This is a genomic window from Kitasatospora sp. NPDC057512 (genome assembly GCF_042802135.1).
GTDB lineage: Bacteria > Actinomycetota > Actinomycetes > Streptomycetales > Streptomycetaceae > Kitasatospora.
In genome coordinates, this window is record NZ_JBHVET010000413.1 from 1 (window position 1) to 7,472 (window position 7,472).

General features: G+C 72.3%; 7 protein-coding genes and 1 riboswitch. Of the genes, 2 read left to right on the top strand and 5 right to left on the bottom strand.

Going from position 1 to position 7,472, the window contains the following annotated elements; genetic code table 11:
* Positions 1-99: 99 nt before the first annotated feature.
* The 3 genes from ACFU6K_RS24590 to ACFU6K_RS24600 all read right to left on the bottom strand — a co-directional run bounded on the left by ACFU6K_RS24590 (position 100) and on the right by ACFU6K_RS24600 (position 3,454).
* Entirely contained in the window at positions 100-300 is a 201-nt protein-coding gene (locus ACFU6K_RS24590) for a hypothetical protein (RefSeq protein WP_117492512.1), read from the bottom strand.
* Between the two features lie 205 nt (positions 301-505).
* Positions 506-1,885, bottom strand: a complete 1,380-nt coding sequence (locus ACFU6K_RS24595; protein ID WP_380666407.1) for a transglycosylase family protein — start codon at positions 1,883-1,885, stop codon at positions 506-508.
* Positions 1,877-2,063: riboswitch (cyclic di-AMP (ydaO/yuaA leader) on the bottom strand. (Overlaps the previous gene by 9 nt.)
* 431 nt (positions 2,064-2,494) lie before the next feature.
* Positions 2,495-3,454 carry a hypothetical protein gene (locus ACFU6K_RS24600; RefSeq protein ID WP_380666409.1) on the bottom strand — a complete coding sequence of 320 codons (960 nt, stop codon included), beginning with the start codon at positions 3,452-3,454 and terminating at the stop codon, positions 2,495-2,497.
* Positions 3,455-4,012: 558 nt separating this feature from the next.
* On the opposite strand from ACFU6K_RS24600, the gene ACFU6K_RS24605 reads away from it, so the two are divergent.
* Positions 4,013-4,276, top strand: a complete 264-nt coding sequence (locus ACFU6K_RS24605) for a DUF397 domain-containing protein (protein WP_074004386.1) — start codon at positions 4,013-4,015, stop codon at positions 4,274-4,276.
* Between the two features lie 385 nt (positions 4,277-4,661).
* Here ACFU6K_RS24605 and ACFU6K_RS24610 read toward each other — a convergent pair whose 3' ends face one another.
* Positions 4,662-5,237, bottom strand: coding sequence for an ATP-binding protein (locus tag ACFU6K_RS24610; protein WP_380666411.1), 576 nt, complete (start codon positions 5,235-5,237; stop codon positions 4,662-4,664).
* Between the two features lie 418 nt (positions 5,238-5,655).
* Here ACFU6K_RS24610 and ACFU6K_RS24615 point away from each other — a divergent pair, with 418 nt between their 5' ends.
* On the top strand, positions 5,656-6,522 hold the full coding sequence (locus tag ACFU6K_RS24615) for a helix-turn-helix transcriptional regulator (protein ID WP_049650560.1): 867 nt from the start codon (positions 5,656-5,658) through the stop codon (positions 6,520-6,522).
* A 79-nt stretch (positions 6,523-6,601) separates the two neighbouring features.
* Here the strand turns inward: ACFU6K_RS24615 and ACFU6K_RS24620 are convergent, their stop codons facing one another.
* Positions 6,602-7,207 carry a TetR/AcrR family transcriptional regulator gene (locus ACFU6K_RS24620; RefSeq protein WP_380666414.1) on the bottom strand — a complete coding sequence of 202 codons (606 nt, stop codon included), beginning with the start codon at positions 7,205-7,207 and terminating at the stop codon, positions 6,602-6,604.
* Between the last annotated feature and the right edge of the window lie 265 nt (positions 7,208-7,472).

The following is a 7,472-nucleotide window of genomic DNA, read 5'->3' on the forward strand; positions in this document are numbered from 1 at the left end:
GCCCCGGCCGCCACGGCCGTCGGACGGGCCCCGGAGGGCGATCGCTCTCCGGGGCCCGTCGGCGTGCGCGCGGTCGGCCGTCGCGGACCGTCGGGCGGGTCAGCCCTCCTGGGCGGTCGGGCGGTCGGCGGTCAGGCGGTGCCCGTCGGCGGCCTCGCCGGTACGGGTCTCGGTGCGGCGGCCGCGGGCCAGGTAGTCGCGCAGGACCAGCTCGACGGCGTCCTGGGGGCTCTTGGTGCCGGAAAGCATCATCGCGTCGATCGCGAGGTTCGCGTCGAGGGTGACGGTGACCTGGGCCATGTGACTCCTCCTCGGGTGCAGAGCAGCAGCATGCCCGTTGGGGCGGCGATCCACCACGGAACAGGGCGGAACCGCGGCCGGGGAACGTCGGGAACGCCGAAGCCCCCGGGGAGGAGCGACCAGACTCTCCCCGGGGGCGGCGGCGGATGGCCGACGTCCGTCAGCCGTGCGCCGTGGACCCTGCGCCGTGGACCGTGCGCCGTCCTCAGACCCGGCCGGCGAAGTCCGGGGCCCAGTTGGCGATGCTCTGCTCGCGGACGCCCGAGCTCGGGTTGGCGGCCTCGACGTACTTGCCGTTGCCGACGTAGATCGCGACGTGGTAGACGCCGGAGTCCTTGCCGTTGTTGGACCAGAACAGCAGGTCGCCCGCCTGGAGGCTGTCCAGCGAGACGTGGGTGCTGGCGGCGGCCTGGTCGGCGGCGACGCGCGGGACGGAGATGCCCGCGGCGCGCAGTGCGGCCTGGGTCAGGCCGGAGCAGTCCCAGCCGCCGTTGCCGGTGCCGCCGTAGACGTACGCCTGACCGACCTTCGACTCGGCGAAGGAGACCGCGGCGGCCATGCTGCCGGTCGCGGCCGGCGCCTGGGTCTGGGTCTGGGTCTGGGTCTGGGTCTGCGGAGCGGGCTTCGCGGCCGGCTTGGTGGACGGCTTGGCGGCCGGGGCCTGGGGCTGCGCGGTCGGCTGGGCGTTCACGGCACCGCCGTTCGCGGACTGGCCGGACTTCTGCGAGCGGTCGAACCAGGTGAAGTCCGAGCCGGACGTGCCGGCGGAGGACTGGCCGGCCCGGGCCTGGCCGTTGCCGCCGAAGGACAGCTGCTGGCCCGGGTAGATGGTGTCCGGACCCTCGGTCAGGGTGCCGCGGTTGAGGTCGTACAGCCGCTGCCAGCCGCCCTGCACGTTGTGCTGGTCGGCGATCGCGGACAGCCAGTCGCCCTCGACCACGGTGTAGTCGCCGCCCTGGGCCTGCTGCTGGCGCTTCTGCACCCAGTCGCTCCGGTTGCCGGAGGCGGCGGAGTCGGTGGAGGCCTGCGCGTCGCCCTGGGCGGGCACGGCGGGCTTCGCGGCGGGGGTCTGGGGCTGCGCGGGCTTGGCGCTGGGCTTCGCGGCGGGAGCGGCCGGCTTGGCGCTCTGGGCGGGCGCGGCGGGCTTGGCGGCGGTGGAACCCGCCGAGGTGTCAACGGCGGCCGCGGCGCCGCCCTTGGTGAGCCCGGCCTGGACCGAGCAGACCGGCCAGGCGCCGGGGCCCTGCGAGGCGAGGACCTTCTCGGCGACGGCGATCTGCTGGTCCTTGGTGGCCAGGTCGGCGCGGGCCGCGTAGGCCGTGCCGCCGAAGGCGGACCAGGTGCTGGAGGTGAACTGGAGGCCGCCGTAGAAGCCGTTGCCGGTGTTGATGCTCCAGTTGCCGCCGCTCTCGCACTGGGCGACCTTGTCCCAGGTGGCGACGGAGGCGGCCGAGGCGGTGCCCGAGGTGAGGCAGGGGACGGTGAGGCCGACGCCCGCGACGCCGAGGGCGGCGATCACGCGACGGGTACGGCCGGACAGACGGGTGCCGTTGGTGGGCAGCATGAAGACGCGGTCCTCTCCCACGCCTGCGAGGTGAGCTGTCGGATTCGGGCTGGAGTTGCCCGGCCGTGCGGTGAGCACGGCTTCACCCCTAGCCCTGGACCGTTCCGGAGAGCGGTCCGGGGCGACTTACCTGTGGGTCCCCCGCTCCTGCCGTGGTGCGTTTTCGCGCTTCCAGGACATCCGACGGCAGGACTCGGCGTTGCGGATGACCGGGTTCGTGTGGTCACGAACGGGGAGCACGTTAATCAGACTTAAGTTCAAACTGCAAACCACTGTGATGTGCATCACGGTTTAGTGGAAACTGCCAAAATTGCCACTCGCCATGATCGTAAATGATCGTTTTCAAGCAACGCCGCTGTGGAAGTCGACAACTGGCTCTGCCTCAGGAGTAGCGTGACGGAGCGTCGAATCGAGGAGCGGCGCACTCCGGCGGGTGGGGGAGCGGTCGCGATCGGAGCGCGCGAATCCGCGTTCCCGATTTCCTTTCAAATAGCGCCAGAACGGACATTCCACTTCATTGCCGCGTGACTCTCGTACGGGACGGACGGAGTGGCGGGAGTACGCGGAAGGGCCCGGAACGCGATCCGTTCCGGGCCCTTCGGTGCGCGCGATCCGGCGCGCGGTGTCGACTTACTGTCCGGCGTGCCCCTCGGCGGCCGCGTGGGCGCCGCGAGAGCCCTCGACGACCCCCTCGGCCTCGGCGGCGGCCGCCGCCTCCGCCTCGGCCCGCGCCAGGTCCTCCGGGGACGGCGTGGGCAGCGCGGCCAGGTAGGTGGAGGCGATCAGCTGGCCGACCGACGGGTAGGCGCCCAGCGGCGCGGCCGACGGGCAGCCGGTCTCCTCGGCGGCGGTGGCGAGCAGCTCGGAGTCCGCCTCGGGGCCGATCACCAGCGGGGCCAGCGCCGGGCGCTGCGAGCCGGTGTCCTTGAGGTGGTTGACGGCCGCGGCCACCGAGCCGGGCACGTCGAGCGCGGCGGCGACGACCGGCACGGCCAGTCGCGCGGCCAGCAGCACGCCGGTGATGCCGGCCGCGGCGGCCGCGTCCTCGCCGCCGACGGTGGTCAGCACCACGCCGTCCGCGGCGGTCGCGATGGCGAACAGCCGGGCGCGGTCGGCCCGGGCCAGCCCGGCCTCGGACAGCCGGACGTGCACGGCCTCGGCCAGCAGCGGGTGCGGGCCCAGCGGGTCGGTGACGGGCGCGCCGTACTCGGCGGCGAGCGCGTGAAGCCCGGTCAGGAAGGTGTGCGGGCCGGGCACCAGCGGCACCAGGACGGGCATCGGACGCCCGGCCTCGGCGGCCAGGGCCAGCAGCTCGGCCACGGTGCGGTCCTCGTCGCTCGCGCCCGCCGCACCGTCACCGGGGAGGTAGCCGACGGCGGTCTGGACGCCGTTCTGCTCGGTGCGGACGATCGAGAGCAGCTCCTCGACGACCGAGCGGGACTCGGGCCCGGCGGTCGCGGGCACGGCGAGCACCAGGGCCGGGGCGCCGGCCGGGATCTCGGGGCGCTCGGGACGACGGTGGCGCCCCCGCGCACGGGAGCCTGGAGTGCGGACGGGCAGTGGCGCGCCCGGAATGGCTGCGGTGCTCATGCCGGAGATCGTAGGACATCGGCCCGTCCGGCTTGCAGTCGGCTGCCGTACGGGTTTCGCGTGCTCGCGGTACGGACCCGGTGCGTCTCCGGCGCCGGTCCGGGCGCTTTGCCTACAATCCGGACATTCCTCGCCCAACCCCCGCTTGGTGGCCGGTGCTTGTCCCGACGCGATCCGAGGGGGCGGGCGTTGCACCCGGGGCGCGTGAGATGTCTCACAGCATGAGGCCGGCTTGACGGAGGGTCACGGGCGGGCGACTCCCGGCATTCGAAGATCAACATTCAGCGGGGAGCCGCTCACGGCCGGTTATCGCGGGCTCGACGATTCATCGGCTATGTCCGTTTACGTACCGTCAGGGGAAGGGCCCGTGAAGAGTTCGCGGCCGTGGGTAAAAGGCCTCGTGCACCTGCAATGTCCCGTGCTGATGCACGTGCACTGCGGCTATCATCGCGTCAAGTGAGGCGTTGTGCCGGACCGGTACGGGGCCGGTCCGTTCGTTTCGGCGGTGCCGGGGGCGCCGCGCTGGACGACAACTCCGGAGCTCTTCGGGAGATTTCTATGCACGACTCGCAGGACACGCACGGCTCGTACGACACCTACAACGGGATGGCCGCCGCCGATCTCCAGGGGGTGGTCTGGCAGAAGAGCCGGCACAGCAACTCCCAGGGCAACTGCGTCGAGTTCGCGGCCCTGCCGGGCGGCGATGTGGCGATGCGCAACTCGCGGTTCCCGGACGGTCCCGCCCTCATCTACACCCGGGCTGAGATCTCCGCCCTGCTGCTGGGGGCGAAGGACGGGGAGTTCGACCACCTGGCGGTCTGACCGGCCGCCGTGCTCCATCATCGGGGGGCCGTCGTGGGTGCCGACACCACGACGGCCTTTGTCTTTGTCTCCTCCGGGTGTCTTCGCTCCGGAGGTCTCCTCCGGATCCGTCCGGCCGCCCGGCCCGCCCGGCCGCGCTGAGCCGCTCGCGGTTCCGTGGTGCCGGAGGCTCTCGGCGGGGCCTGGTGGAAGGGCCCGGGGTGTGGTCCTCCCGGGGTGTCCCTCGACCGGCCGCGCACCGTCCGGCGCGTGGCACGTCCTGACGGCAGGGCTCCTCCGGAGCGCAGGGCCTGTCCCGGAGTCAGGGCTCGCCCGGAACGCCGGGCCCGCCCGGAGCACGGGGCCTGCTGGGAGTACAGGGCCCGCCCGGAGCGCGGGGCCCTTCCTAGGCCGAGCGCCGATGCCGTCCGCCGACGTCGACGGGACCGTCGAGCGGTGAGCGGCCGCCGAGTCCGGGACGTCCGTCCAGCGGGGAACCGCCGACCGTCTCGGCCTCGAACATCGCCCAGACCACCTTGCCGCTGCCCAGCGGGTGCCAGCCCCAGGAGCGGCTGAACGACTCCACCAGGTGCAGCCCGCGGCCCGATTCGGCGACGAAGTCGGCCTCCCGGGCGACCGGGCCGGTGCTGCTCGGATCGCTCACCGCGCAGACCACCTGGGGTGCGCGGTGCACCAGGCTTATTCGGATCGGCAGCCGGCCGTCCGCGGTCGGCGGTATGGGAAAGTCGTACTCGCCCAGGGCACCGCCCGACGGGTCGGGCCGTGCGCCGATCGCATGCCGGAGCGCGTTGGTCACGAGCTCCGAGGCCACCAGCGCGACGTCGTCGAACAGTTCCGTCAGGCCCCAGTGCTGGAGCGTGCTCCGAGCGAAGTCCCGCGCGGTTCTGACGGCTTCGAAGCGAGGAGCGAGCGTACAGGTGACCACAAGGGGGTCAACCGCCAAAGCCGTACCGGTGCTCATGAAGAGCTCCTCCCATAAGGGGGCGGACACGGCTGGACCCGCCGGGGTCATGCCGGTCACCTCCGACTCGCTCGGCCGCTCGGCCGCCCCCTCGACCAGGCGCCCGCGCACTCGAACGCCCGATGACGCGGGGGACGCCGTCGGGTCGGTGCACGGAGTCGCGCGTGGGGTCGACGCGGAGCCCGCGGGATTGCCAGGGATGTGCAGGTGCACGTGCACCATGGTGGTGTGCGCTCACTGCAGATGCAAGAGTCGATTCACGTGCAGTCGCACTATTGGCATATGCAAGCGCCGAATGCACGTGCATCCTGGTGCGTGGAGTGCAGAACTGATAGGAACATCCGTCAGTATCGGCACCGTGAGCGCTCAACTGATGGCAGACTGTGCGCTGTTTGCCCTAGGTGGAGGTTTCGACCGCATGACCACAGTTCAGCCGGGCGGCGGCTCGATGGTCCGCCGGATCCTCCTCGGCTCGCAGCTGCGCCGCCTGCGTGAGGCGCGCGGCATCACCCGCGAGGACGCGGGCTACGCGATCCGGGCCTCCGAGTCCAAGATCAGCCGCATGGAACTCGGCCGCGTCAGCTTCAAGGAGCGCGACGTCGCCGACCTGCTCAGCCTGTACGGCGTGGACGACGGCATCGAGCGGGAAGCCCTGCTCGGCCTCGTCCGCGAGGCCAACAAGTCCGGCTGGTGGCACAGCTTCAACGACGTGCTGCCGGGTTGGTTCCAGACCTACGTCGGCCTGGAGGAGGCCGCCCAGCTGATCCGCACCTACGAGGTGCAGTTCATCCCCGGACTGTTGCAGTCCGAGGAGTACGCACGGGCGGTTTTCGGCCAGAGTCGGCCGGTCATCAGCGAGGAGGAGGTCGAACGGCGGGTCAGTCTCCGGCTGCGCCGCCAGAAACTGCTGACCGAGGGGGCCAGCCCGCGCCTGTGGGCGGTCATCGACGAGGCCGCGCTGCGCCGGCCGGTCGGCGGGCCCCAGGTGATGCGCGGTCAGGTGCAGTACCTGATCGACGTCGCCGAGCAGGCCAACGTGGTGATCCAGGTCATGCCGTTCCGGTTCGGCGCGCACGCGGGCGAGTCCGGGGCGTTCACGATCCTGCGCTTCCCGGAGCAGGACCTCGCGGACGTGGTCTACCTGGAGCAGCTCACCAGCGCGCTCTACCTGGACAAGCGCGACGACGTCGACGCCTACATCCAGGTCATGGAGCGGCTCTGCGTGGACAGTCTCACGCCGGAGCGCACGATAGACCTGCTCGCCTCGATCCTGAAGGAACGCTGAGCCGCTGCCGTCCGGGGCCTGTGAGCTCCCTCCCTCGCGAGGCCCCCGGCAGTCGGTCCGCCAGGCCGCCCATCCGCCCTCAGTCGCGGGCCGGCGGCCTCTCGCGTTCCGGCGGGGACGGCTGCGGCGGGCGGCCCAGCTCCCAGGCCAGGTCGTAGCGGCGGAAGAGGTCGGCCCGGATCGGCGCCAGCGGGATCTCGGCGCCCGGCAGCAGCACCCCGATGCAGCCGCCCATCAGCGCACTGCGCAGGACGGCGTGCTCGGCGACCGGGTCGGGCGCGCCCCAGTCGAGCAGCAGCCCCTGGAGCAGGGCCCCGAGCTGCTGCTGCTCCGGGTCCTGGACGAAGGCGCCGGTGTCCGGGTCGAGGATCAGCGCCAGGTGCGAGCGCATCACCCGGGGGTGGTCCAGCGCCAGCCCGAGCACGGTGTCGATCGCCCGGGCCAGCCGGGCGTTCGGTGAGGAGCCGGGTGCCAGTTCCGCCAAGGCGCGGGCCAGCGACTGGTGCATCATCCGGTGCGTCGCGGACTGCATCAGCAGCCGTTTGCCGTCGAAGTAGTACGAGAGCAGCCCGCGGGCGAGTCCGGCCCGCTCGGCGATGTCCGTCAGCGTGGTGCCCGCGTATCCGCGCTGGTCAACCAGCTCGACGGTGGCCCGCATGATGCGTCGGCGGGAGCGTTGCCGCATCTCCTCATTGACCGAATCCCCGCGAGGTGCCATCGTGTCTGCTCCGAACGTTCGTTGGCTGCGAGCCAATATACTTGCGGAGCCGACAGCCGCACCGAGGACCCGTGCCCCGAGGGGCGCTGCCCGGGCGGCCGCCACGAAGACGGCCGGCTCCACCAACACGGGGGTTTGGTGGAGCCGGCGCCACGGCCCGACGGCCCGGAGATCGGCCGCGGGCGGGGCCCGACGGTCAGCGTTCGGTCAGGACTTCGGCGCGGGCCGCGGT